The organism is Rothia sp. HMSC072B04, assembly GCF_001813725.1.
In the GTDB taxonomy this organism is placed as follows: Bacteria; Actinomycetota; Actinomycetes; order Actinomycetales; family Micrococcaceae; genus Rothia; species Rothia mucilaginosa.
The window spans coordinates 2,132-2,476 of the sequence record NZ_KV813810.1 but is presented as its reverse complement, the minus strand read 5'-3'; the positions used below and the strand labels follow the sequence as shown (position 1 = coordinate 2,476).

1 pseudogene is annotated in these 345 nt (G+C 63.8%); it reads left to right on the top strand.

Annotation, left to right across the window (positions count from 1 at the left end):
* Positions 1–345 (top strand): annotated as a pseudogene (locus HMPREF2928_RS08995) (transposase); the annotation flags it as partial.

Sequence of the window (345 nt, the reverse complement as noted above, 5' to 3'; positions counted from 1 at the left end):
CACCCCCTACGGAGACAAATACGTCACCGTCATCTTGGACGTCACTCCCGTACGAGACCGTCGCGGTCCCTCCCGGCTCTGGACATGATCCCGGGCCGCTCCAAGCAGGTCTTCAAAACCTGGCTGGTCTCCCAGCCCCACACCTGGCGCGAACGCATTGAGATCGTCGCGATGGATGGATTCACCGGGTTCAAAAGCGCAGCCGCTGAAGAACTCCCCGGCGCGAGGGCGGTCATGGATCCCTTCTATGTCGTGCGCCTGGCCGGTGATGCTCTCGATGAGTGCCGCAGGCGCATCCAGCAAGAACTCCACCATCGGCGCGGGCGTGCCACCGACCCCCTGTAC